A 23,103-nucleotide genomic window follows, 5' to 3' on the forward strand; every position below is an offset into this window, starting at 1 on the left:
GATATGACCGTTGTGACTCCATTTTTATCTCGTCCATTGCTCTCGCTGCCATTGCTATTTGGGCATAATTAAATGGTGATTGAACCTAGCCAAAATCACCGTATTTCCATTGATGCAGGCTATAGCAGTGAAACCTTCAGGTAAATTGATGCGTTTTACATTCTGATCCTGCAATTGCACAGCAATACCCCCAGCTATCAAGGGTGCTTTAACAACATTTCTTTTTACTTTAGGATTTTGCACCACAAAAACACCCTGTGCTCCTTCGCCGAGTTTTACACTTTGTAAAAATGCACCAATACCACCCGTGTCATCAACAGATGAACTATCGGCATGATGAAGAACAAATTGATTATCTTTTTTACGTCTCGCCAACACTGGATTACAAGGACCGAAACTCTGGGAAAATACATGGTGGCCTGTTCGAGTTCCATTCACTTCAACCTCATTACCGCGACCACTCTGTAATCGAAGTTGTCTAATTACTCCCCTCACTGTAACCCAGTCATTGTTCGCTCGATCCACTTTTTGATTATCATCAAGTTGGAGAAGATTTAGTTTCTCTACATCAAAGCCGTATCTTATTTGACTAGGCGTGGCAGAAACCAAGCCTTTATCCTCAATAAAATAGGCAACCCTCCCTTTTCCACTTCCCAGCAGGATAATTGCATCACGACCAGCTTTTATTATTTCGTCAATTTTTTCGCTAAGATTTTCATGATCTTTAAAAAGATAAAGTTCGTAATCAGGCGTTACTAAACTTTGTTCTACTAAGATAATCGGAATATAAACAAAGGATTCAGACATCCCTAATGCCAAATTCCCACCTTCAGAATCCTGACTTAGGATCTCCCCACTTGCAGAGGGTGAGCGGCTCAGGATAACAATCTTTGGTAAATTGCTTTTTGCAGCCATATAACTCTTCTATTAATCCTATTAATGTCTATTATATGCCACCCAATAGATAAATAATGATCTGATTGTTTTATTTCCCCTCTTTCCTTTTGGCGGTCTGCTGTAAACTAAGCACAATACTACCCGCCAAAGTAATAACGACTACCCCAAGGGCAATATAGATAGGCATCTTGAACCAATAACTCAACAACATTTTAAATCCAATAAATACCAGAATCAGTGCAATGCCATATTTAAGTAAATGAAAGCGTTCGGCTATATTAGCCAATAAAAAATAAAGAGCACGTAAGCCCATAATGGCAAAAATGTTCGATGTAAAGACAATGAACGGATCGTTTGTAATGGCAAAAATGGCGGGAAGACTGTCTAAAGCAAAAATTAAATCACTAACCTCAATCAATACCAACGCTAAAAACAAAGGGGTTGCGTAAAGCAAATTACCTTGTCTTATAAAGAATTTTTCCTCATGAAAGGAAGGACTGACTCGCAGATAAGTTCTCATCCAACGTAAAACCCAATTTTCCGTAAAATCAAATTTTTGTTCAGAAAAGATAAACATTTTAATACCGGTTGCTATCAAAATCAGACCAAAGAGATATAGAATCCAATGGAATTGTTCTACCAGAAAAACACCCAACAAAATGATACCCAAACGCATGATAATTGCGCCCATGACTCCATATAATAAAACCCGGCGCTGGTATTCGTGAGGAACTGCAAAGTAATTGAAAATCATGATAAAAATAAACATGTTATCAATTGAAAGTGACTCTTCAATTAAATAACCAGTTAAAAATTCCATCGCTTTTTGATGAGCGATAACGACACCTGCTGTATGAATTAAATACCACCAGAGAAACAAATTAAATAACAAGGCCAGGGATATCCAGATTGAACTCCAGGTAAGTGCCTCTTTAATTGAGATACGGTGTGCTTTCTTCCTGCCTAATAAAAAAATATCAAGGGCTAATACCAGGCTCACTAAGAGAAAAAATCCCAACCACATCCACCATTCGCTGATCGAATGCATTATCTCCCCCCGAAGCCAAGCCTGATCCCTTAACAGGGACATGTTATGAAAGTTTAGCAACAAACTCGTTCAGCCAGAGGTATGCCAGGATAACCAGTAGTCATGTAAGGCTTGGATATTACCAGAGCATAATAGAGGCATCGCGGGGGTCAATCGCTCTAAAGGCCAATCCCACCATGCCATGGCCAATAAAATATCAATAGTTTGATCACTAAAACGCTTTCGAATAAGTTTTGCCGGATTACCTCCAACAATAGCGTAGGGTTCAACATTTTTAGTGACTACAGCGCGGCTGGCAATAATCGCCCCATGACCAATCTGAATGCCGGGCATAATCAATGCTTCGGTACCAATCCAAACATCACTTCCAATAACAGTATTCCCTGCTGCCTGGTAGCCATCTATTGCGCCGCCCAATTCACTTTCATCAAGGTAAAAAAATGGAAAGGTACTAATCCAGTCTGTGCGATGTCCCTGATTACCGGCCATCATAAATGCAACGCCACTTCCAATCGAGCAGAAGCTCCCGATAATAAGCTTGTCTACCTCTTCACAGTCAGGCATGAGATAACGGGCACAATCATCAAAGCTATGTCCATGGTAATAACCAGAATAGTAGCTATAAGGGCCCACACTAATATTGGGATTAGTCACTTGTTGTGCCAACGGCACACCCTTAAAAGGGGAATCAAAATAATTTTTTGACATAATCAATACACGATAACCTTGAATGCTTTACCAATCGATTATACTACCATCATAGCTTAGTAGTACTTCAGCATGGCTATGTTGCTTATGTTTTGCAATGACTTTTAACATACTGGCGACGCTGGTTTGTGCATCGATTGGTGCATCTGGGCCTCCTAAACGGGTTTTTACCCAACCAGGATGCAATAGCATCACATGAATACCTTCATTAGCCACATCCAAAGCGAAGGCACGCATAGCACAATTCAATGCAGCCTTGCTTGTGCGATAGGCATAACTACGTCCTCGCTGGTTATCACTGATACTCCCCATACGCGAACTAATGTTAATGATTAATTTCTCCTTCCCCTTACCTAATTGTGGTAACAAGGCATCCGCAACTTTCAATGCACCAAAACAATTGATCGCCATTACCTGTAAAAAATTATCACGGTCTATATTGCCAACAGTCACTCCTTGAGCACCACTAATACCGGCATTATTAATAAGCCAATCGAGAGGTTGATTACTTAATTTTTTAGCCAAGGCCAAAATCGTTTCGTCCTTGGCAAGGTCTAATTGGCAAACAACGATATTTTTTCTTTCTACTGCCAAGTGTTGTAATTCATCGGCTTGTTCTGGCAGTCGGCAAGCAGCAAAAATATAGCTGTCCAGCTCACTTAATTGCCTGACAAATTCCAATCCCAGGCCCCGGTTAGCACCAGTAATCAATATATTTTTCATCCTATTAAATACCCAGCTCTAGAGAGAAATGTTGTCTCAAATCAAAACATGCCTTGTACCAAACTGCAATGACTACCTGATCGAAATACGCCGTTCTGTTTGTCATGAAAGCCAGTTTTTTATAAGATAAAATCTCAATCTCACCTGAATAGTGAATCTAAAATCTCATGCAACAAAAAACTATCCTGATAACTGGTTGTTCCACTGGCATTGGCCATGATGCTGCACTTGCCCTAGCCAAGCGAGGGCACCGTGTTATTGCCTCCTGCCGCAAAGAGGACGATGTCCAAAAACTTACAGCGCTTGGACTTGAAGCCGTTCGTATGGATATGGATGACACCACTTCCATTGAAGCGGCATTCGCAGAAGTCCTGGCAAAAACTGGCGGGCGCCTGGATGTGCTTATCAATAATGCAGGTTATGGCCAAGCAGGCGCTTTGGAAGATATCCCGCGGGCAGCCTTGCGTAGTCAATTTGAAACCAACGTTTTTGGCCTGTTAGATCTTACTCGCCTGGCTATCCCCCTCATGCGTAAGCAAGGCCAGGGACGCATTATCAATATCAGTTCCATTCTGGGGGTTATCAGTTTGCCTTTTCGTGGTGCTTACAATGCATCGAAATATGCCGTAGAAGGTTTAAGTGATACGCTGCGTCTTGAACTTCAATCGTCCGGCATTCGGGTAATCACTGTAGAACCTGGCCCAATCGAAAGCCGATTCAGGGATAGCAGCATTGATAATTCTCTGCAAAAAATTGATAAGGAGCATAGTTACTTTCGAGCTCAATATCAGCAGATGCTTGGTAATTACCGCCAGCAAAAAACCGATTCTCCCTTCACCCTGGGTACTGATGCTGTTATTAAGAAACTGGTTCACGCCATTGAAGCAAAAAATCCGCGCGCCAAATACCGTGTCACGTTTCCTGCCCATCTTTTTGTATGGCTCAAACGGCTACTCAGTGTCAAAATGCTTGATCGCTTCCTCATTTATTTGTCCCGAAAAGAGTTAGGTTCAAACTGAAGGCATGGCTTACCTTTCGGCGTTTAGGAGTTTTTTATGAAACTGTTGCCCACCTCAGCTCTGTTTTTTGTTGCTATCTCTTGTTTTGCAAGTGAAAACGACACTCAAGCTTACGCAGATTATTGTCTTGAATCAGGGGGGCAAGTAGAAGAGATGCCTGCACAATTTGATGGGCCTTTTGGGCAGGTGCACGGTAGCAGTAGACAGTTCTGTACCTTTAACATAGATAAGGGCTTTGTTGTGGTTGGTTTAGAATCATTTGCCTCGGCCAAACCCAATATCGCTGCTACCTAATTAAAAAGCTGCCTGCTATTTCTTTTGATTCACCTTTGTTTAAAGGTAAGTACAATAATCCTTCTTTAAATTTTTGTAACAATATAGGCGGCTCAAGTATTCCATTTACAGTTATCTCTGGCGGCTTTGCTAATGAATTAGGCCAAAGTGATATTTGTGTATTTGGTGATGCGTCGATGGTTAGCGCCTGGTCCTTAATTTATATCGCTAATGGCAGAATCGGCTATGAACTTGTCAGAGAAAAGATTAAGGCGGAACCCCTTCATCTTAGAATACCGATTTAATCCATCGATAGACAACAGCAGATGTTGTAACAACATCTGCTAACAATAATGATTTTTCTAACTAACCTAGATGGGCTGCATTATCGGTACGTACAAAAATTTGAGTGAAATAGAGTTTACCTTTACTGTCGCGGGCCAAGCCTATGCCTGTCAAATTATAACGTCCTTCAATGTTGCGACGATGCCCTGGGCTGGTTAACCATTGTTCAACAACTATTTTTGCATCTCTGTAATTATAAGCAACATTTTCTGCACCACCATGACATTGTTGAATATTGTCAAAAATGCGCTTAATACGCTTACTGAAATACTGATGGCCAAAGGGGACACGGTGAGTTGCCATATCACGGCTATGACGTTCTGCTTCTTGCGAAATAAGCTTATTCATTTTAAGAGGAGGCAAACCACGTTTTTGACGGTATTGATTCACATACACCAGTATTTTTTTCTGGTTCTCTGCATCGATAGCAGCATAATTCGTCTTTGCTACCGCATAAGCCTGAGGCAAAATACTTATTGCTAGGGCAACAACAAGAAAGCTCTTCACTAGTTTTTTTATCTTTTTCATAATCTCACTCTTATTCTGCTAATACAGTTTAAACTCTGCTGTAATTTTATGCAGCGCAATAGTGTTACAAAAAGAGCTCTGTTGTCCAGAATTAAGCGACTTTTCGATCAAATTTAGATCTTATTGTCAATAAATACACCCAATGATTTACCTACCTGTTGTCCTTAGTCAAAGCAAGGCTACATTCTCAATTTGCTCCAATTCATCAACACTCAGGGTGAAATCACCAATCGCTAAATCCTCACGCATATGTTGCTGATCAGTTGTTCCTGTCAAAGGCAACATTTTCATTTGGAGTGCGAAACGAAAAATGAGCTGAGCCATATTTTTTTGATATTTCTGGGCTATGGAACGCAACCAAGGCTGTGAAAAATACTGATAATTGGCAGTCAGTAAAGAAAAACCTTGATAAATGAGTCCGTGCTCTCTACAAAAAGCCCTGATTCCCTTATCCCATTGTTTTACCGCAAAACACCGGTTCTGGACAAAAGTGGGTTTTACTGTCGAGTAAGTATAAAATTCTTCTAATTGCTTAAGAGTCACATTTGAAATTCCCAGGAATTTGATTTTTTTGGCCCGCCACAATGCTTCCATAGCATGCCAAACTTCCCAATCCCCAGTACTTAGACTATCGGACAATAAAGGCCCATGAAGAATATAAGAATCAATATAATCGGTTTGTAAATGCTCCAGTGAACTGCGAAAAGATTGCTGAACCTGTAACTCATAAGAGTCCATTTCGTTATATGGTTTGCGGTGATCCTGGCCATCGGCAAATGTAAATTTTGTCTGCAGAAATAAATCCTGACGCGTTTTTTCACTGCCCGCTAAAAATACTTGAATCGCTTTACCAACGCCTTCTTCATAATAATGTTTGCGCTGATTAGCTGTATCAATACCAGTAAATCCTGTCTTAAGAGCGGTAATAACCAAATTTTCGGTTGCCTCTTCCTTCCAGGCAGTACCATATAAAAACGCTGGGAAAATCTGACTATCTTGCTTGTGTTCGCCTTTTTCACCTGACATAAATTTTCTTCCTTATTGATCCAATAGACTACACAAAAGCGCCCTTGCATTTCTATCTTGAATACTATCTAATAAAATCATCATTATCGACGGAGAAAGGAATGTCTGTAAGTAATGAATGCCTCAGTTTACTCAATAAATTAGTCAGCGGCTATCAACAAGAAACCAGCGACAAAAATCATACTGAAATTTACTCAACCTTAGCTGAATTGCTTGAAAGGATCACTAGCAATCAAGCGACGCTTACTGATGCAAAAGTGATTTCTTATTTATCAGCTTCATTTGTGTTTTTAATCAGGACTAATCCAAGATTCGCTGCTTGCTGCGAGGCTTTTTTTCTTGCTTATCAAAAAGTCAAATCATTAGATTCTTTGGTTAATAGCCAGTTTCAGATAAAAACAGAATTGGATTCATGGCCAGCAGTCAAAGAAGTCTCTCAGCCAGAATCACCTGTTCAACCTTATCAATCTGCTTTTTTCACTGAATTACAACTTGAGATTGCCAGGCGTGCCAAGCACAAGATTGTAGAAACAACGACGGAAGCAGAAAAGCAAAGCCAAACATATAGCAGCAATCCTTGTTAAGCCTCTTGCGCCATTCACAGTTACAGCTCTTTGGTTTCTATCCCAATGAGCTTTATTCCTTTATAATTTCTGGCTTTAACCCTTTATTTGCCTGCCGATGACTCTTATTGTAAATTTATCTTCCATTCATTCTTTGTATCCCATCTCCACAAGCGTGCGAGCTTTTGCCCAGCTTTGCAATAATTACTCTACAGGCTGTTTAACCTGTTGTCCGAGTTTTTTTCAGTCAGGAACCAATTTTGCGTGGGTTATGTACCAATATCATACTCAGTACAAAGCATTAATCGAACCCTATAAACTTGGCAAAATTACGAGCCGACAATTCTTAGCTAATTTGCTAACCATTTTTGATTTTCTTGATGATGATGATTTTGTCTGTAACATGAGTGATTCAGTAAAAATTGCTGGCTGCTCCTATAAAGAAGCCAATTTGGCTCTGCTAGAAAATGCGTGGAATGCAATCATTGGCTTGGAGGATGATAGAGTAGCCCGCTTTGCTACCCTCGCCGAACGAGCTGCGGAAGAACCAGTCTATTTAATATCCAATACCAATGAATTAAATGTAAACAAAATAATTCAACTCTTACAAAGCAAGAATCCCGAAATTCATTTTTATCCAATCGATCTTGATGTGGTAGATGATAAACGGCCTATTGAGATAGCACCCAATATCTTTCTTTGTTTATCCTATCGCTATCAGCTTTTTAAAACAGACTCTCAAAACCGCGCGGCAACAAATTCTAATTCCACCATGTCTTTACTACGATATCTGGTTGAAGAGCAGTTACCTGTCAGCAATAGAGAAAGTATTCACGTTATCAGTCAGTATCCAGCTGATTTGGAAGAGGCGATAAAATTAGGCATTGCTCCTGCCAATACTCACCAGGATAGCAACTATTTCCCCGCACCAACGCTGACAACCCTGGAAATAGATTGAGAAAAACCAGCTTTGCTAACTTTCTAAAAAGTGCTTAGCTGGCTTATGATTGTTAAAATATAATAAAAAATAAAGATTAGGATGTAGTTTTCTTGGCCCTTGGCTTAGGCGCAGCCTTAACTACTGTTGTTTCTTCTACAGCGCATGCTTCGCTTTTTTTACAGCAGCAATGAGCAAATAAATTGTAGAGCCAGGCTAGAATAACACCACCAATGAAAGCATCTATAAAACCGATTATGCCGCCAATCACACTGCCCAACACCGAGGGTTGATAACCTACATACAAAGAGCCCATCGCAGCTACAAAAGGCTGGCCATAACTAGAATAATAGGCGATGATACCCATCAGAAAAATAGATATGCCCCACAAAATCCCCAAAGCCAATCCTAAAGCCATTGGACTTAACCTGCAGTTAGTCATAACAATCTCCCTATTATGAGACCTTGGTGTAATTTCATTACAGTCTCGCTGTAACTTCTTATCATCATTGCAAAAATAGTGCAACGATTCAAGCAAAGTCATGAATCCAATTTTTCTGGGATTTAGCGAAAGGCTGGGTCCCAGAAACTACGCAACTTACGACTATGCAATTGTTCTCCACCTCGTTCACGCATTAATTCCAATGCTCTAATACCAATTTTTAAATGTTGATTGACAGTCTTTTCATAAAAATGGCGGGTTATACCAATTAATTTGATTTCCCCATGCAAAGGCTTATCCGATACACACAATAAAGTCCCATAGGGAACGCGATAACGAAAACCATTGGTTGCTACTGTCGCACTTTCCATATCCAAGGCAATTGCCCGACTCTGATTCAAATGCAACAAAGGAATACGATGATTACGCAACTCCCAATTACGGTCATTGACTGAGGCAACTGTGCCAGTACGCATGATACGCTTCAATTCATAGCCATTGAGTTGGGTACAATCAGTAACGGCATCCTGCAATGCCAACTGTACCTCAGCCAAAGAAGGAATCGGCACCCACAAGGGCAGCTCCTCATCCAAAACATGATCATCACGAACATAGGCATGCGCCAAAACATAATCACCAATTCGTTGTACAGCCGACAAACCAGCACAGTGACCTAGCATCAGCCAGACATGCGGACGCAGAACAGCGACATGATCAGTAATTGTTTTTGCATTGGAAGGACCCACACCAATATTAATCAAGGTAATACCAGATCCATCTGCTCGCAATAAATGATAGGCAGGCATTTGTGGCTGGCGTAGTGGTGCAATGCCATTTTGCACACGATCAATCAGTGAGTCAGGCAAATTAGTATTCCAGGTCATCACATTACCAGGCTCAACAAAAGCCGTGTATTGTTGTCGATAGGCACGCAGATCGGGATCAGGTGTTGCCTGCATTAACTCTCGCCCAATCCGGATAAATTCATCAACATAAAACGCATAATTGGTGAACAAGATATAAGACTGAAAAAATTCCGGTGAAGTCGCCGTATAATGCTTCAAGCGATGGAGGGAATAGTCAATGCGAAGGGCGGAAAAAAGGGCGAGGGGGTCCATACCATCAACTTTTTCGTAAGTTCCGTTAACGATACGATCATCTATTGTAGTCAGATCGGGTACGTCAAATATATCGGGTAACTGTTCTATCCTATCTGGTTCGATTAAATCCCGCCCAACATCCAATCCCTCAGGGAAGGCAAAATGTACTGGAATTGCTACCTCACTGAGTCCAACTGACAAAGGCACATCATGATGAGCAACTAATGCTCTAAATTGGTTAAGTAAATATTCTTTATATAGCAAAGGCCTCGTCAAGGTAGTTTGATAGCAACCTGGTCCTGTGACAAAACCAAAGGAATGACGCGCGTCGACATTCGTACGTACTGTTGTCTTAATACGCACAAAAGGGTAATAAGCCCTAACTCGTTTAGTGAGGTCCTCGCCGTTAACAAAACGCTTGAATGCCTCGCGGAGTAACGCGGTCTGGTTTTCATAAATTTCGCCCACGCGCTCGACCGCTTGCTGTGGATCATTATATTGTTTTATTGAAAACATGAATTATCTATAATCCCTAAAGCAAAATAATTCGATAATTTTAGTGTAGCCTCCTTTATACAAAATTGTACTAAACTTAGCAGGTGAGATCCTGCAAAAGAAGCAATAGCTTACAGGATAAACAGCTATTCGGACTAAATTGATAGGTTCTATAGGGAAATGAATAAAATAAAGAAAATGCTATCAATTATTGCGTTGAGCTATTTAATGCAAATTGCTGTTGTTTACGCAACAATTAAAGTCGGGAATCCTGTTTATAGACCCCCTTTTGTGTTCAATCAGGAAGAAGGATTCGATATTGATTTGATGAAACTTCTCTGCCAGAAAATAAAGGAAGATTGCGAATTCCATTCCATGGAATTCGATAATTTATATATCGCGTTGAATGAAGGAAAACTTGATCTGGCTATCGGTGGAATCACTATATCCCAAGCCAGGAAAGCTACTTATATTTTCAGCTTACCTTATATGGAAAGCCATGGGCAATTTATAGCTTTAAAGAGCAGCGGCTTGAAATCGATCAGTGATTTAAAAGGAAAAAAAATAGGGGCGGTAAGAGGCTCTGATTATGAAGATTTCCTGGTCAATCATTATGGTTTAGAATTCCAAATCGCTTTGTATGAGGGACCTGTTGCTTTAATTGCCAGCCTAAATCAAGGGGATACTGATGCCATATTTTCAGATAGTATCTCAATGAAATATTGGCGACAAACCAGTGATGGAGTGCTGGTCAATGTGGGCGACCCGATGCCTGTAGGGAGCGGTTTTGCCATCATGGCATTGCCACAAAACGCTGATTTAATTAAATCAATCAATCAACAATTACTAAAAATAGAAAAAGATGGTACCTACATTAAGCTTTATAATAACTATCTCACCGATTAAAAAATAACCCTCTTCCTCTTTATCCATCCTTAAGGCTATAAGCAAAATTCCAGCCCTACTGCAATTAATATTTTTTTAAGTTTATTAATCTAAACTAAAACTATCCCATGATTTTTGAGTTCTTGAAAGTGACCATAGCAACATTAAGCAAAACACTGGATGGATTTAATGCTTATATTAAGGGTGGATCAACTTTTAAAGACTTAAAAGCACGTATGAAATTTTACGATAACAAGCTTGTAAAGCTAAATACGGATTTTCATACCATCACCATTTCAGATTCAGAGGAAGATAGTTCCCCTGAATATAAGGAAATCATCAAAAAACTAAAGGCACTGCTAACAAACCTGAATATACCGCAAAGTCACTGGGACAGGTATTTAAAATCAAGTTTGACCGTTTACGATTTCTTTGCTGAATTAAAAAAAGAAAAAAATATGCTCCAGGCCGGAGATATTCTCGATTTGATTGATGAAAAGACTGCCTATGGGAAAATGGAGCTTGCTGTAGGCGGAGCCTTGATACTTTCAATATTAGCCAATTTATATATGACTCCCGTCATGGCTGGCACCATAGACGTCATAAAAGGATTCCTGGCGTCAGCGACCGGGATACCCATTCTTGGTGCAGTTTATACTGGTTTTGCCGCCGTCTACGCAATGTATCAAAATCATTTTGATAAGAAACGATCCCTCTTTAACCGCATCCGTGATAATGCGTTCCTATTCACTAATACAGCAATTAACATCGCTGCCTACGCGATTTGGATAGCTTCTGCAACGGTTATGTCACCGATTGTAGCCAGTTTATTCGTAGCTGCTTCTGCTGTAGATGTGTTTAAAGAAATGTTTGCTGCAGCACAAAATTATCTTGAATACAAAAACAGCCCTCCTATTGTCGGCAATGATTTACAAGCCGAACAAGAACTTTTGCGCCGTGAATCGAATTATATAAAACACCGAAACGCAGCAATCGTTAACCTTGTAGCTGCTGTTGTCCTGGTAGGTATTATGGCTGCCTGGTGTTTTGTACCAGGGGGGATTTTTGTAACACTTGCCGCAGTGGCCGCCATTGTGACTGTCTATGCTGTTAAGACTGCTATTCTTAAATACAATGAATCGACTATGCGTGACCGCTTGCAAACTGGTTTAAAAACCTTAGAAGAAACCCATGAGGAAAAAGCAGAAGTTGAGGCTGGCAACGATCTTGACATGAGCCCTCATCATGAAATCAGTACTGGCTTAACTCAGGTTTTAACTCACACTGTAGATTCAACACTAACTACTGTTACAGTCTCGAGAAGTGATAATAATGAAGAGCCTTCCAAATTGCACGTCAGTGGAGGAGCATCATTTTTCAATCATGAACATGGGCACCATGAAACCACCACACCGGCCTCTGATGTAAAATCAAAAAAGGATGGAGCGATTCCACCCTCTTCTATTCCCACCACTAATTAATAGATTTCTTTTGAAATCCCTACTGCCATGGAGAATTGTTTCGTCGAGACGCTACGGTGCTGGAATCCTCCTATCTGACGTGCAAGCTGCCGGTTCGAAAGCACTTCAAACTACCCTCTTAAGGGGTGATTTCATTAATTTTTTATCCTTTTACGCAGGCCAATGGCTTTAAAAAAGCGACTCTCCTGGCCAAACCGGCAAATTCTGTTGCTTCAACGACTTTATCAACATCCTTATAAGCACCTGGTGCTTCTTCAGCAACCCCACGCATCGAATGACTCCGGATATAAATACTTTGTCGTGCCAGTTCATGAATTAACGCTTTTCCCTGCCATTGTTTCAGTGCTTGCCTGCGGCTCATCTGGCGCCCGGCACCGTGGCAAGCGGAAGCAAAAGCATGATTTAAATCCTCGGCATTACCGGCCAAGATGTAAGAACCTGTTCCCATACTGCCGCCGATACAAACCGGCTGCCCCACCTCATTATAACGTTTGGGTAAAGAGGGGTGTCTTGGTCCAAATGCCCTGGTTGCTCCTTTACGGTGGATGTAAATTTCTTTTTTTCTCCCTTTAACCAAATGGGTTTCCCGTTTACACGTGTTATGTGACACATCAAACAAGGTTTCAAGGCGAGCATCTGCCAAAATATTGCTAAAGGCATCGCGCGTTAAATGGGTAATAATTTGGCGGTTAGCAAGCGCACAATTCACACCACAAACCATGGCACCAAGATATCGTTGACCTTCCGCCGATAAGATAGGGGCACAAGCCAGTTCTCGATCGGGTAACTTAATCCCCAATCCTTTAGCTGCCTTGGCAAGAGAAATCAGATAATCCGAGCCAATTTGATGTCCCAAACCTCGTGATCCACAATGGATGGCAACAATAATTTGATTCTCAGCTAGACCGAAGGCTTTGGCTGCAAGTTCATCATAAATTTTTTTAACCACCTGAATTTCCAGATAGTGATTACCAAAGCCCAGAGTTCCCATTTCCTTTAATTGGCGTTTTTTGGCCAATTCAGAAACACTCTCAGGATGAGCCCCTGCCATTATTCCTTTTTCTTCAATGTAATCCAAATCGTCGTGAAAACCATAACCTTGATCGACTGCCCACTTTGCCCCTCCACGCATCACGTTATGGAGTTCTAAAATAGATAAAGAAATCTTTCCCTGAGAACCCACGCCAGAAGGAACAGAAACAAACAGCTGCTCAGCCAAATCCTCTATATAAGGAAGAATATCATTGATAAAAAGATTGCTGCGTAAACAGCGTATACCACAAGAAATATCGAAACCAACACCACCTGCAGAGATAATGCCACCCTCATCGGCATCAAAAGCAGCGACGCCACCGATCGGAAAACCATAACCCCAATGCGCGTCAGGCATTGTCATGGCAGCCCCTACCAAACCAGGCAGACTCGCCACATTCATGATTTGTTGCCGGACTTTTTCATCCATTGCGACAATAAGCTCCCTGGAACCAAACATCATCACTGAATCGGGTTTTTCCAGGGGAACCCAGCGGTACTCATCGATTTGCTTTAATCCCTTTATATCCATCTCACTTGTTATCCTTCACCTGGCCAGACTTAAACATCAACAACACATTTAGCCTGCCACAAATCGTCTTTTTGTTTTACTGATAATAGGGTCAAGGTAGCGCCTTTCACTTCAATGCCGCGCTCAATCCCTGCATGCCAACTTTCTCCTCGCGCTTTACCTTGCCAGAAAAAGCCGGTTTTCTTGAGTTCAAATTCTGCCAATATTAAATTATTAGCCTGTGCTTGGCCAATGAGCAAATTGAGCCAGGTCACAAAAGCCAATTCAATGTCTTCTTCTGTAAATTCAACATTGATTTCATGGCTTGGATGTACAGCGGATAAATCAGCCATTAAAGCAAACATGGCTTTTGCAGCATCAGCAAAACAAGCTTCCATTGAAGTCCCATAGCCTATAATGCCTACATCAGCGTCATGCTCAAAATAATTGTCCTTCCTTGACATGATTATCCTTCTAAAAAGGGCGATTGCTATTAAACGATGAATCTAAAGTATCTGCTTCGATAAACTTTATAGCCCATGCAAAGTCTTCGGAAGCTAAAAAAACTTTGGTTTTCTCGTAACAGGATTGAGCCAAATCCTGATACGCTTTGAGCTCACAGACATCCGTCTTATTCGCTATTTGTGTCCATGACCAAAGCGTAATCCACCACTCTACCACTGGCTTATACATTGCGCACCAAGCCAGGATTGCATCATTCAGGTCAGCAAAATAGGCGGCAAGTAATAATGTTTCCTGTTTTTCATCATATTTGGCATTGGATACAAAATAAACCACATCCATAAGGCCATCATTATTGCCGGAATACTCCCAGTCAATTAATTTCAAACCCGCCTGTAAACCGGAGAACGATGGAATCTCTGCATTTTCTACCCATAGAAAATTACTGGGTGTCGGATCATTGTGGCAGGGAACCATCTTGATGCGATATTGTCTGAATAAAGACTCTATCTTGACCATTATCCCGCCAATAGCATCAATATCCATAGGTAAAACAACCTGACCACCGGCGATTAATTTTTTTAATAACTCGGTATTACGAGAAAATACATCAATGGTATTCTGAAAAGCATCTGATTGGTGTAATCGTTTTAAAGTCAAGCCAATTGCTTGAATGACTTGTGGATTTGCCAACAGTTTGTTATTCAATGGCTGACTATTTTCAAGATAACGGGTTAATTGCAAACCGCCTTCTTCATCAAAAAAATCAATATCAACATTCAGGCATAAATCAGTTGCCTGCTTGGCATTATGGGCTTCATCCTGGCGTTTGATAAAAGCAGAAGAGCCTTTGCCAGCAATGCGTAAAGCCCATTTATAGGTCTCTACTTTGGCTTTACGATTGACTACATCGAGCTCTACCAGGGAGGTACCATTGGTCATCCCTCCAGAGAGAGGTTTGCTTATTATTCTCGGTAAACGATGGTCACACAGTTGCGGAATACGCTGCATGGTAGGTAACAAGGCCAGAGTATGCTCTGTGGTTTTGATCACTGATCGCCACTCTTTGCTCACCAAGGTTAAGTTTTGCCTTTCTTTGGGTTTTAAAAAGCTGAGTATATAGACACATAAGCCCTCATCCAGAGGCAAACTATCACCACCAAAAAACCTTAATTTCATGTAACGCTCTCCACGCCTAATGTGCATGTCTCTTTATTAACCAGGCGCGTTAACCATAGCCTTTGACTTGCTACGTAAAATTAATTTCAGAATCAAACCATACAACGGCACAAACGAAATTAGACTGATTAGCAATTTAAAAATCAAATCAACCGTAGCAATTTCAAGCCAATGGGTACTTAAAAAGACATTGCCACTCTGATAAAAAGCAATAAAGAAGAAACAATAGGTATCAAACAGATTACCGAAAATAGTCGATACTGCAGGTGCAACCCACCATTTTGCCTGCTGGCGCAAGCGCTGAAAAACTTTGATATCCAGCAGCTGGCCTGCCACATAGGCGCAAAAACTGGCGAACGCGATACGCAAAACCAAATTATTGTAGGCTAATAAAACACCATGTGCATACCAATTCGAAATCAAATAGGAAGATAGAAGTCCCGGTATCATGGCCGCAAAAATTGTCTTTCTCGCGCTCTCTGGCCCTAATAATCGTGTGGTTAAATCAGTAAGAATAAAAATCAAAGGGTAACTAAAGGCCCCCCAGGTCGTCCGGAATCCCCAGAGTACAAAAGGATACTGAACCAAGGTATTACTTAAACAAATAATAACAACGTGAGCTAATACCAACCAATTATTTTTGCCAGGATTAGAAGCCATAATAGTCTGTTTAAAAATAGTTCATTATGCCATCGTTAAGCTAACCATTTCAATCCGTCTTCTCCTGTCTAATGATTTTTACAATACTTAACAATTTTGTTACAATTTCCCCCTCAGCTAATACGACTTATGCTGATAAAAAATGGACCAACTTTTGATTAGATTAAGGAAAATATATGCCCGGTTTTTTTGACAACCTCCGAAATTGGGTCGCTATGCGCGCTCCCTATACCTCTACCGCTGGGCACCGCAATGCACAGCGTACGAATGCAGTGACTCAAATCGCTGGCCAAGGGTTGGAGTCTTTAAATAGTACAGCGGTCATTCCGACTAAATTTGCTCAATTTTTAACCTCTGGTTATGCCTTGTTTCGCCATGATACGCATGTCAGTGAAAAACTAATCCACACCATTCAACTTCTGCTGGCTGGTGCGCATACTGGCTTAGCGATTGCTCTACTCTTTCAAGAAGGTGATTGCGACGAATTGACCTCTAACGTTTGTAAAGCAGTTACTCTCTGCGAATTTTTATATCAAGGCACCTTAATCGTAGGCTGGGTACCCAGTGAGTTATCCAAAGATCCGCCCCCTGCTCCCGCGCCTGTCTAGACAAGGATAGCTACAGTTTTGCCAAGGCATGTTGACTATTTGTCAACATGCCCCTAACGTCTTGCCAGGAGACTCAAAATCAACGATTAATTCCTGCCACCAAACTTGGGTGAGCAAACATAACATCACGCAACCGGTATTGGGCAACCGATAGCTAGACTCATTTATTGGCAAGGAACGACCATACTCAAGACAGTCTTCACTATATTTGCTGTTTTTTTATGCTATTAAATGCAATTTTGCTGATAAAATAGTCACTGCGGTTATTTTGACCGCTAAATGAATGCTATTCCATTAAGGCAGGCTAAGAAATTACCATTCTGTCTGCTAATCTTTAAATCGAACCATTTTAAGGGGATTTCCTTTTATGTCCACTATTCTGCGCATTTTTGATTTCGATAAAACCATTAGTATCGAACATACCATGCATAACCCTGCTCTCTATCATCCGGAATCCAATACCAAAAGTGGTTTGCAAAAAACAGTTGTCCATAATGATCAGGAAATCTGTGCCATTGCTACCTTTCATAAAGATCCCGAGTATGTTCTCTCTTATCTGCTTCCCGTGCTTGGTTTAACAGAAAACGATATCACACGTTGCGAACTTGAATCCTTGACAGACCATCAACTGACGAAAGTGTACTTAAAAAACTGCAAATACCCTCTAATCATTTCCACACCCCTAACCGATGACTATAAAGCGCACCTTCTTGCTCTTGCATGGAGTGGCAAGAATACACAGATTAGAGACATTATCAGCCAACTTCCTCCCTGTGATGAGTATCATTTTTATGATGACACTGAAAAAAACTACTCCACCGCAACCCTGCTGGACACTCTACACTGCTATTGGGTAGAGGAAGATAATGTTGAATTTAAAATCTCTAAAACAAGCAAACCAACTCCGATGGGAGAGTTGAAAACCAGGCTTCAAGTTTACCTCGAACACCATCGGGTAAAAGAAGCGGAAGAAGAAAAGCAATCAGAATCCTTCCATGCTCTGTCTTTATTTGCGCCCACATCTGACAGTAAAAACAATAATCAGCAAAAAGAGGAGAACGATAGCGTTGCAACTTCGAGCTCAACGACTCACCCACAAATCAGTGCGGCAACAGCCTTATTGAAATTTTTAGATTTCGGCCCGGCTCTCGGGAACGCCGAATTGGAGCAACTGCAAGAAGGAATGCTTGCCGTTGTCCTTAGTGATTGGGAACGCAACACCGAACGGTCACTGATGGATTTTATTAGTAATCTGGTGAAGCAACGCGCGGAAGTCGCAGCAGTTGACTACCTTTCTGATGATGACCATTATGAACCCCTGCCGTGGTTTAAGGGCTAGCGCTTTAACTGATTTCCTTTCGGGTCTGCTGGCATTTCGCCAGCTTGAGTCGCAACGCGTTAATTTAACGCTGCGACTCAAGATAGTAGAAATGGCCAAACCCTATTCGCTGCGCAAAGAAACCATCGGTTCAAGTTTTGCTGCGCGTCTTGCCGGGTAAAAACCAAAAAAGATACCTGTAGCAACTGATACAGCAAAACCTGCCAGCGGTGGCATGAAGAAAAACGTAAAATGCCATTGACTGAAATAGGCAACACCCCGGGTAAAAATCAATCCCAGGATAACACCCAGAACACCGCCCAGGAAAGACAACATGACGGACTCAATTAAAAAAAGGGCTTGAATTTCACTGTTCTTTGCGCCTACCGCTTTGCGGATACCAATTTCTTTTTTACGCTCACTCACAGAAACTAACATCACGTTCATAACCCCAATTCCACCGACAAGCAGCGAAATACCACCAATGACGGCTAATAATAAAGTAAAAATCCGGCCTTGATTTTCCATACTCGCAATAATTTGCTTGGCACTGCGGGGAAAGATATTTAATTTGGGTGCCTGGGCAGTAAGAATTTGCTTAATTTGGGCGATTACCTCGTCAATAGGGCTATCTGGTTGCAACATTACAACCGCATTATTAATTTTGCTGTCTTTAGACACTAAGGGCATACCAGCAATAGGGATAATCGCTGACTGATTAATGTCCTCGTTAAAAAAACCATTCTCTTTCCAGGGTTTCGCCACCCCAATGATGGTATACAGTGTTTGCCCGATGCGTAATTGTTTACCAATCGGATTATCGAGACTAACCTCTTGTAATTGACGGGCCAGGCCATCACCTATCACACAAAAATGCTCGAACGACTCAACAAAAGAGACAAAATGGCCGTGAGCCAGTTTGATATGAATAGTAGCAGCTAATGATTCATCCGCCCCAATGACTGCTCCCTGCAGAATTTTTCCTTGGAAACTTAAGGGCTGGTAAGCCGTACTGTAAGGCGCAATTTGCAAGATTGCAGGAATCCGATCTGGTAATTGCCGCCACAGTTCTATCGGTATCTGGCTCTCATTACTATGTGTTTTGTCCTGCGTTTTCTGATAAACAGAGATTGCCAATAAATCGGTGCCCAGTGCTTTAAATTGCTCCAGGGCTTTTTCTGTTGCCAATTGGCCACAACTTATCAAGGCTACTACTGCCGCAGTACCAACCAGGATACCCAAGACAGCAAGAAACGATCTTAATTTTGATGACGATAAATTAACCAACGCTTGTTGAAAATGGCTGAATAAAGTCATTGCCTGGATTCCGCAATAATTTTTCCATCAGCCAGGGTGATCCGTCTCGCACACTGGGCTGCTATTTGTTCATCATGCGTTACCATGATAATAGTTCGCCCTTCACGATGCAGTGCTAAAAACAAATTCATGACCTCCGAACCGGTACGTGAATCAAGCGCCCCCGTAGGTTCATCGGCTAAAATGACGCGAGGCTCCCCAACTAGCGCGCGCGCGATGGCAACACGCTGCTGCTGCCCACCCGATAACTGCGTCGGCCGATGTTCGGCAAAACTGTCCATGCCCACACGAGTCAAGGCACTCATAACGCGTTCATTCAATTCACCAGTCGCCATCTGACGATAAATTAAGGGCAAAGCGACATTCTGCCTTGCATTAAAACGAGGTAACAAATTAAATTGCTGGAATACAAAGCCGATACTCTGATTACGCAAAACAGCTAAATCATTTGCTGTTAAACCAGCCACGTCTCGTTCATGAAGTAAGTAATGACCACTATCCGCTTTATCCAACAAACCAATAATATTCATTAGTGTGGATTTTCCAGAGCCTGATGCACCAACAATGGCGACTAACTCCCCCTCTTGCACCGTCAGGGAAATATCTTTTAGTACTTGGGAGCAGGCGTCGCCAATTTGATAGGTCTTTGTTATATCACGCAATGCGATTAATGACTTTTCAGTCATAGGCCACCACATCCCCTGCTTTTAAACCAGAAGCAATCACGACTTTATCCGCCTGAGCCGAGCCGGTGGATACAATACGGTTGGTTAAGGAGCCATTGCTGGCGAGTATTTTAACGACCGAATTACCTTTTTCTTGTTTCACCGCAACAATAGGAACCAATAATTGCTCGTTACCAGTAATAGGTAACTCAACAGAAGCACTCATGCCAACTTTGACCCAACGGCGTTGTTCTTCACTCAGGTTTTTAACCTCCACCACGGCACTGAAAGAGGGTAAAGCCCCGCCATTATTTGACGCTTGTACATTGACCGCCACTAACTCTCCCTTTAAAACTTGTTTCCCCAGAGCAACCCCGGTGATGTTCGCGGTCATACCGGTATGAATTTTATCAATATCAATTTCAGGCACATCAATTTCGATACTTACCCCGGTTAAATCGCCCACCAAGGCTAACACCTGGCCGGATTTAACGGCTGCACCGACCATTAACCGGGCTGACTTATCTTCACTGGCCTTGGGCGGGTAAAGCAAGACGCCATCCGTTGGCGCCTTTAAATGAATCAAATTATGTTTTGAACCCAGGGCTTGTTTTACTTTAGCAAAATCAGCAATATTGAGCGCTGATAGATTTTTGGCTACCGCTTCACCGTTATCCATTTTCTCTAACATTTCACTCAGCTTACGCGTTGACTGCATCAGACTTACCCTTGCCGTATCCAAACTGGATTTTTCACTTAAATAGTTGTTTTTGGATAGCAATCCCGCATCCCAAAGCTCTTCGGTACCAATGAATTTTGCCTTGGCAACGGTGAAATTATCCTTAGCCTTTAAATACTCGGTAAGCGTGTCATTGTATTGTCTTTGCAGATCCGTGGAGTTCAAGGTCACAACGACTGCGCCTTTTTTTACTAATTGGCCATAATGATAGTGCATGGTTTCTACAATAGCATCCATCGGACTGGTCAAGGTACTTTCCTGTATAGGCTGGATAGTCCCGTTAAAATACAAGGTTTTTTGCACCGGCTCTGTTTTGACAACATAAGTCTGCAACGTACTTTTTTTCTCTTCTTTATGATTGCTGCACGCCATTAATAAGCTGGCCATCAGAACCAAAAAGAATAAATAGAACCTGTTTTTCATTCGCCATACCTAAGTTTAATTTGCCAATGATCAAGCGTCGTTCCCAGTATACGCTGTAGGGCTGACAACTGGTTAAGATACGCAACTTTGGCAACGATTAAGCCAATTTGTGCCTGAATAAGTTGATTTTGAGTATTATTAACATCAAGCGCGCTGGCAATACCAGCTTGCTGCTTTTTCTTTTCCAGCGCATACGATTGGGCTGCCAATTTAACCTGCTTTTCAGCCAATTGGTATCGTTTCGCCAGACTTTGGATCGCATTAATTGTATTCGTAATCGTTGTTTCCAGCCCTCGCTTCGTTGCGATAAGGGCAAGGCGATCTTTTTCCAATTTGACCTTGGCCGTAATGAGTTGGCTGCGACGATTAACATCATTAAGAGGGACCGTCAGCGTAACCCGTGCCGACTCGGTTAGATTGCGGCCACTATAAATACCACGGAAGCCGCTATTATTCGCATCCACCTCAGTGACCGCGCCACTTTGTACATTGGCACCTAGATCAAGCTGCCAAAGCTGTTGGTTTTTCGCCACCTCATAAGCTCTCTCATCGGCACGAAGGACCATTTTCTGGGCTAAATATTGCGTATTATGATTGAGTGCCAAGTCAATAGATTCCTTCAGATCGGGCACAACGATTCGATCCACGGTCACGTCGCTTGGCACCGATAACCGCATCTGTGGATCAAGACCTATGGTTTGCAGCAAATCTTGTGCTGCTGTTTTAAAATCATTCTCTGCCTGCTCTACCATCAAACTCAACGATTCAATCTGGTAGGCCTGCTGAATGTTACCGGTGGGCTCCAGTTGCCCAGCCTCTATTTTTTTCTCATTAAACTCATAGGATTTACGGGCCTCTTTCAATTGTAGACGTTGGGTTTGCAAGGTATTGCCGCTTAAAATTAATGCCCGATAAGCGATAATCACCTGGGTGATCTGATCAATGACTGCTTGTTGCAAATTCAATTTATTAAGCCATTCATTGTCAATGGCATCCAGCAAATTGGCCTCGTTGGCCGCCTTGCCAAAACCGCGTAATAAAGGTTGCGTAAAGGAAAAATTGAGTACCGGTGTAAAACTGTTGTAATTGGAAACGTTGTTATCCATATTCAATGACAGCTGTGAGCCCAGCCTGGTTTTCAAATTGACTTCCGGGGTAGCCAAAGAACTGTTATTTGTTTTACTACCCACACCACTATAGCGGCTTCGCTCCACGACCGCTGAGCCGGCCAGTGCATACTGCAATTCGAATTCATTATGAGCCAGGCGTAATTGATAGCGTTGGATAATGCGATCCAATTCCGCATTTTGGATATTCGGGTTATAGCGCAAGGCAAGCAAAATCGCTTCGCGCAAACCCAGGCGCTGTGGTTTTTTGTGCCGTGATTCGGGTGAAGCCGGTAAATCCACCCAATTATCCAGCATGTATTCAGGATTTTTAATGGCTTGCCGCAAGCGCTCACCAGCCTGCTCTACCCGCAAGGCTTCATCCTGGGGCTTATCTACCCAACGATAAAGCGAGGGTGTCTCACTTGCTTTAGGGACTGAGGCAGCCGAGAGCTCACCAACCCAGAGGCTGCCTATCAGGCAACTCCAGGTTAGCAGTCTCCTGCAATTTAGTGAAAACAACACCGAGCCCCAACCCTACAAAGATTCATGGCTAAAATTAAACCATATATTCACTGAATACAGAAGAGGCCCAGGGAATTAATCACTGCGA

General features: G+C 41.9%; 25 protein-coding genes. 9 read left to right on the forward strand and 16 right to left on the reverse strand.

Annotation, left to right across the window (positions count from 1 at the left end; genetic code table 11):
- Positions 1-54 precede the first annotated feature (54 nt).
- The 4 genes from Lfee_RS09855 to Lfee_RS09870 form a co-directional block, all read right to left on the reverse strand.
- Positions 55-915: a hypothetical protein gene (locus Lfee_RS09855; protein ID WP_058446330.1), complete on the reverse strand. Its 861-nt coding sequence runs from the start codon at positions 913-915 to the stop codon at positions 55-57.
- Positions 916-985: 70 nt separating this feature from the next.
- Positions 986-1,945: a TerC family protein gene (locus Lfee_RS09860; RefSeq protein ID WP_058446333.1), complete on the reverse strand. Its 960-nt coding sequence runs from the start codon at positions 1,943-1,945 to the stop codon at positions 986-988.
- Positions 1,946-2,014: 69 nt separating this feature from the next.
- Positions 2,015-2,653 carry a type B chloramphenicol O-acetyltransferase gene (catB, locus tag Lfee_RS09865; RefSeq protein WP_058446335.1) on the reverse strand — a complete coding sequence of 213 codons (639 nt, stop codon included), beginning with the start codon at positions 2,651-2,653 and terminating at the stop codon, positions 2,015-2,017.
- A gap of 27 nt (positions 2,654-2,680) precedes the next feature.
- Entirely contained in the window at positions 2,681-3,376 is a 696-nt protein-coding gene (locus Lfee_RS09870) for an SDR family oxidoreductase (RefSeq protein WP_058446338.1), read from the reverse strand.
- A gap of 167 nt (positions 3,377-3,543) precedes the next feature.
- Here Lfee_RS09870 and Lfee_RS09875 point away from each other — a divergent pair, with 167 nt between their 5' ends.
- From Lfee_RS09875 to Lfee_RS09885, 3 genes are read left to right on the forward strand one after another with little or no spacing between them, the layout of a single operon-like run.
- Positions 3,544-4,395 carry an SDR family NAD(P)-dependent oxidoreductase gene (locus tag Lfee_RS09875; protein ID WP_058446340.1) on the forward strand — a complete coding sequence of 284 codons (852 nt, stop codon included), beginning with the start codon at positions 3,544-3,546 and terminating at the stop codon, positions 4,393-4,395.
- Positions 4,396-4,431: 36 nt separating this feature from the next.
- Complete coding sequence (locus Lfee_RS09880) at positions 4,432-4,689, forward strand: hypothetical protein (protein WP_058446342.1); 258 nt, start codon at positions 4,432-4,434, stop codon at positions 4,687-4,689.
- 35 nt (positions 4,690-4,724) lie between these two features.
- On the forward strand, positions 4,725-4,973 hold the full coding sequence (locus Lfee_RS09885) for a hypothetical protein (protein WP_058446344.1): 249 nt from the start codon (positions 4,725-4,727) through the stop codon (positions 4,971-4,973).
- A gap of 61 nt (positions 4,974-5,034) precedes the next feature.
- Here the strand turns inward: Lfee_RS09885 and Lfee_RS09890 are convergent, their stop codons facing one another.
- Both Lfee_RS09890 and Lfee_RS09895 read right to left on the reverse strand, forming a co-directional pair.
- Entirely contained in the window at positions 5,035-5,541 is a 507-nt protein-coding gene (locus Lfee_RS09890) for a CAP domain-containing protein (protein WP_238584914.1), read from the reverse strand.
- Between the two features lie 168 nt (positions 5,542-5,709).
- Entirely contained in the window at positions 5,710-6,567 is an 858-nt protein-coding gene (locus Lfee_RS09895; protein WP_058446346.1) for an aldo/keto reductase family protein, read from the reverse strand.
- A 101-nt stretch (positions 6,568-6,668) separates the two neighbouring features.
- Here Lfee_RS09895 and Lfee_RS09900 point away from each other — a divergent pair, with 101 nt between their 5' ends.
- Both Lfee_RS09900 and Lfee_RS09905 read left to right on the forward strand, forming a co-directional pair.
- Entirely contained in the window at positions 6,669-7,151 is a 483-nt protein-coding gene (locus Lfee_RS09900; RefSeq protein ID WP_058446348.1) for a hypothetical protein, read from the forward strand.
- Positions 7,152-7,401: 250 nt separating this feature from the next.
- A complete protein-coding gene (locus Lfee_RS09905) occupies positions 7,402-8,088 on the forward strand; it encodes a hypothetical protein (protein WP_058446350.1) in 687 nt (228 codons plus the stop codon).
- A gap of 76 nt (positions 8,089-8,164) precedes the next feature.
- Here the strand turns inward: Lfee_RS09905 and Lfee_RS09910 are convergent, their stop codons facing one another.
- Both Lfee_RS09910 and Lfee_RS09915 read right to left on the reverse strand, forming a co-directional pair.
- A complete protein-coding gene (locus Lfee_RS09910; RefSeq protein WP_058446352.1) occupies positions 8,165-8,509 on the reverse strand; it encodes a bacteriophage holin in 345 nt (114 codons plus the stop codon).
- 122 nt (positions 8,510-8,631) lie between these two features.
- Positions 8,632-10,125, reverse strand: coding sequence for an AMP nucleosidase (locus Lfee_RS09915; protein ID WP_058446353.1), 1,494 nt, complete (start codon positions 10,123-10,125; stop codon positions 8,632-8,634).
- A gap of 159 nt (positions 10,126-10,284) precedes the next feature.
- Between Lfee_RS09915 and Lfee_RS09920 the strand changes: the two genes are divergently transcribed.
- On the forward strand, positions 10,285-11,010 hold the full coding sequence (locus tag Lfee_RS09920; RefSeq protein ID WP_064088261.1) for a transporter substrate-binding domain-containing protein: 726 nt from the start codon (positions 10,285-10,287) through the stop codon (positions 11,008-11,010).
- Positions 11,011-11,117: 107 nt separating this feature from the next.
- Entirely contained in the window at positions 11,118-12,470 is a 1,353-nt protein-coding gene (locus tag Lfee_RS09925) for a hypothetical protein (RefSeq protein WP_131753154.1), read from the forward strand.
- Positions 12,471-12,612: 142 nt separating this feature from the next.
- Here Lfee_RS09925 and Lfee_RS09930 read toward each other — a convergent pair whose 3' ends face one another.
- Genes Lfee_RS09930 through Lfee_RS09945 form a run of 4 tightly spaced genes read right to left on the reverse strand, consistent with a single transcriptional unit; the run spans position 12,613 to position 16,314 of the window.
- Positions 12,613-14,034 (reverse strand): RtcB family protein, encoded by a 1,422-nt coding sequence (locus tag Lfee_RS09930; protein ID WP_058446359.1) that lies wholly within the window; start codon positions 14,032-14,034, stop codon positions 12,613-12,615.
- A 29-nt stretch (positions 14,035-14,063) separates the two neighbouring features.
- The gene (locus Lfee_RS09935) at positions 14,064-14,477 is read right to left on the reverse strand and encodes an archease (RefSeq protein WP_058446361.1); all 414 of its coding nucleotides are present in this window, start codon (positions 14,475-14,477) and stop codon (positions 14,064-14,066) included.
- A gap of 10 nt (positions 14,478-14,487) precedes the next feature.
- Positions 14,488-15,654 carry a phosphotransferase gene (locus tag Lfee_RS09940; RefSeq protein WP_058446363.1) on the reverse strand — a complete coding sequence of 389 codons (1,167 nt, stop codon included), beginning with the start codon at positions 15,652-15,654 and terminating at the stop codon, positions 14,488-14,490.
- Positions 15,655-15,690: 36 nt separating this feature from the next.
- The gene (locus tag Lfee_RS09945) at positions 15,691-16,314 is read right to left on the reverse strand and encodes a 7-cyano-7-deazaguanine/7-aminomethyl-7-deazaguanine transporter (protein WP_058446366.1); all 624 of its coding nucleotides are present in this window, start codon (positions 16,312-16,314) and stop codon (positions 15,691-15,693) included.
- Between the two features lie 176 nt (positions 16,315-16,490).
- Between Lfee_RS09945 and Lfee_RS09950 the strand changes: the two genes are divergently transcribed.
- Together Lfee_RS09950 and Lfee_RS09955 are read left to right on the forward strand one after the other, a co-directional pair.
- On the forward strand, positions 16,491-16,922 hold the full coding sequence (locus tag Lfee_RS09950; protein ID WP_058446372.1) for a hypothetical protein: 432 nt from the start codon (positions 16,491-16,493) through the stop codon (positions 16,920-16,922).
- Between the two features lie 367 nt (positions 16,923-17,289).
- On the forward strand, positions 17,290-18,261 hold the full coding sequence (locus Lfee_RS09955; RefSeq protein WP_058446374.1) for a hypothetical protein: 972 nt from the start codon (positions 17,290-17,292) through the stop codon (positions 18,259-18,261).
- A gap of 102 nt (positions 18,262-18,363) precedes the next feature.
- Here the strand turns inward: Lfee_RS09955 and Lfee_RS09960 are convergent, their stop codons facing one another.
- Genes Lfee_RS09960 through Lfee_RS09975 form a run of 4 tightly spaced genes read right to left on the reverse strand, consistent with a single transcriptional unit; the run spans position 18,364 to position 23,015 of the window.
- A complete protein-coding gene (locus Lfee_RS09960) occupies positions 18,364-19,557 on the reverse strand; it encodes an ABC transporter permease (RefSeq protein WP_058446376.1) in 1,194 nt (397 codons plus the stop codon).
- Positions 19,554-20,243, reverse strand: a complete 690-nt coding sequence (locus tag Lfee_RS09965; protein WP_058446378.1) for an ABC transporter ATP-binding protein — start codon at positions 20,241-20,243, stop codon at positions 19,554-19,556. Before Lfee_RS09965 ends, Lfee_RS09960 begins: the two co-directional genes overlap by 4 nt.
- Entirely contained in the window at positions 20,236-21,348 is a 1,113-nt protein-coding gene (locus Lfee_RS09970; protein WP_370447013.1) for an efflux RND transporter periplasmic adaptor subunit, read from the reverse strand. Before Lfee_RS09970 ends, Lfee_RS09965 begins: the two co-directional genes overlap by 8 nt.
- Before the next feature lie 32 nt (positions 21,349-21,380).
- Positions 21,381-23,015, reverse strand: coding sequence for a TolC family protein (locus Lfee_RS09975; protein ID WP_112854753.1), 1,635 nt, complete (start codon positions 23,013-23,015; stop codon positions 21,381-21,383).
- Between the last annotated feature and the right edge of the window lie 88 nt (positions 23,016-23,103).

It is taken from the genome of Legionella feeleii, from assembly GCF_001467625.1.
GTDB classification, from domain to species: Bacteria; Pseudomonadota; Gammaproteobacteria; order Legionellales; family Legionellaceae; genus Tatlockia; species Tatlockia feeleii.

What these genes read in the sequence shown, in the direction of transcription:
- Lfee_RS09855 (WP_058446330.1), bottom strand. Translation starts at nt 915, where the DNA reads ATGGCTGCAAAAAGCAATTTACCAAAGATTGTTATCCTGAGCCGCTCA.
- Lfee_RS09860 (WP_058446333.1), bottom strand. Translation starts at nt 1,945, where the DNA reads ATGCATTCGATCAGCGAATGGTGGATGTGGTTGGGATTTTTTCTCTTA.
- catB (WP_058446335.1), bottom strand. Translation starts at nt 2,653, where the DNA reads ATGTCAAAAAATTATTTTGATTCCCCTTTTAAGGGTGTGCCGTTGGCA.
- Lfee_RS09870 (WP_058446338.1), bottom strand. Translation starts at nt 3,376, where the DNA reads ATGAAAAATATATTGATTACTGGTGCTAACCGGGGCCTGGGATTGGAA.
- Lfee_RS09875 (WP_058446340.1), top strand. Translation starts at nt 3,544, where the DNA reads ATGCAACAAAAAACTATCCTGATAACTGGTTGTTCCACTGGCATTGGC.
- Lfee_RS09880 (WP_058446342.1), top strand. Translation starts at nt 4,432, where the DNA reads ATGAAACTGTTGCCCACCTCAGCTCTGTTTTTTGTTGCTATCTCTTGT.
- Lfee_RS09890 (WP_238584914.1), bottom strand. Translation starts at nt 5,541, where the DNA reads ATGAAAAAGATAAAAAAACTAGTGAAGAGCTTTCTTGTTGTTGCCCTA.
- Lfee_RS09895 (WP_058446346.1), bottom strand. Translation starts at nt 6,567, where the DNA reads ATGTCAGGTGAAAAAGGCGAACACAAGCAAGATAGTCAGATTTTCCCA.
- Lfee_RS09900 (WP_058446348.1), top strand. Translation starts at nt 6,669, where the DNA reads ATGTCTGTAAGTAATGAATGCCTCAGTTTACTCAATAAATTAGTCAGC.
- Lfee_RS09905 (WP_058446350.1), top strand. Translation starts at nt 7,402, where the DNA reads ATGTACCAATATCATACTCAGTACAAAGCATTAATCGAACCCTATAAA.
- Lfee_RS09910 (WP_058446352.1), bottom strand. Translation starts at nt 8,509, where the DNA reads ATGACTAACTGCAGGTTAAGTCCAATGGCTTTAGGATTGGCTTTGGGG.
- Lfee_RS09915 (WP_058446353.1), bottom strand. Translation starts at nt 10,125, where the DNA reads ATGTTTTCAATAAAACAATATAATGATCCACAGCAAGCGGTCGAGCGC.
- Lfee_RS09920 (WP_064088261.1), top strand. Translation starts at nt 10,285, where the DNA reads ATGAATAAAATAAAGAAAATGCTATCAATTATTGCGTTGAGCTATTTA.
- Lfee_RS09925 (WP_131753154.1), top strand. Translation starts at nt 11,118, where the DNA reads ATGATTTTTGAGTTCTTGAAAGTGACCATAGCAACATTAAGCAAAACA.
- Lfee_RS09930 (WP_058446359.1), bottom strand. Translation starts at nt 14,034, where the DNA reads ATGGATATAAAGGGATTAAAGCAAATCGATGAGTACCGCTGGGTTCCC.
- Lfee_RS09935 (WP_058446361.1), bottom strand. Translation starts at nt 14,477, where the DNA reads ATGTCAAGGAAGGACAATTATTTTGAGCATGACGCTGATGTAGGCATT.
- Lfee_RS09940 (WP_058446363.1), bottom strand. Translation starts at nt 15,654, where the DNA reads ATGAAATTAAGGTTTTTTGGTGGTGATAGTTTGCCTCTGGATGAGGGC.
- Lfee_RS09945 (WP_058446366.1), bottom strand. Translation starts at nt 16,314, where the DNA reads ATGGCTTCTAATCCTGGCAAAAATAATTGGTTGGTATTAGCTCACGTT.
- Lfee_RS09950 (WP_058446372.1), top strand. Translation starts at nt 16,491, where the DNA reads ATGCCCGGTTTTTTTGACAACCTCCGAAATTGGGTCGCTATGCGCGCT.
- Lfee_RS09955 (WP_058446374.1), top strand. Translation starts at nt 17,290, where the DNA reads ATGTCCACTATTCTGCGCATTTTTGATTTCGATAAAACCATTAGTATC.
- Lfee_RS09960 (WP_058446376.1), bottom strand. Translation starts at nt 19,557, where the DNA reads ATGACTTTATTCAGCCATTTTCAACAAGCGTTGGTTAATTTATCGTCA.
- Lfee_RS09965 (WP_058446378.1), bottom strand. Translation starts at nt 20,243, where the DNA reads ATGACTGAAAAGTCATTAATCGCATTGCGTGATATAACAAAGACCTAT.
- Lfee_RS09970 (WP_370447013.1), bottom strand. Translation starts at nt 21,348, where the DNA reads ATGGCCAGCTTATTAATGGCGTGCAGCAATCATAAAGAAGAGAAAAAA.